We start from the raw sequence: 385 nt of genomic DNA, 5'->3' as shown, positions 1-385 counted from the left end.
TGAGGTCTTTCAGCGTTGCCGCTCCAGAGCGAGGACCGCTGCTGCGATTGACGTCATTCGATTCGGGCTGCACCGAGCTCGTCGGAAGATCCGCCAGCACTTCAGGCGGGCAATGCCACCCTCAACCGGGGCCCGCGCCCTCGACAACGCCCGGTTGACGGTCTGCTGGGTGAGCGACAGCTCGCCTCCGGCAGGCCGTCTGGCCGGTGTCGTCACCCACGCGCCGGCACCGATGTAGGCACGGTCGGCCAGGATCGGCACCCCTTGGCGCTCGCAGATCCTGATGATCCGATGGGCACGGGCCACGGTCAGATCATGGCAGCGCCCCGGCAGGGCCGGCGACAACCACAGCACCTCGCCGTGTGGATCCGTGACCACCTGCACG

The 385-nt window shown here is 68.3% G+C and carries 1 protein-coding gene; it reads right to left on the bottom strand.

All coding sequences use genetic code 11. From position 1 onward, the window contains the following. Positions 1-9: 9 nt before the first annotated feature. A partial coding sequence (locus ADK57_RS16025; RefSeq protein ID WP_159050072.1) for a transposase family protein occupies positions 10-385 on the bottom strand: 376 nt, incomplete at its 5' end.

It is taken from the genome of Streptomyces sp. MMG1533 (genome assembly GCF_001279775.1).
In the GTDB taxonomy this organism is placed as follows: Bacteria; Actinomycetota; Actinomycetes; order Streptomycetales; family Streptomycetaceae; genus Streptomyces.
Note: the sequence above shows the minus strand (reverse complement) of the source record. Positions and strands in the feature narration are given on the sequence as shown.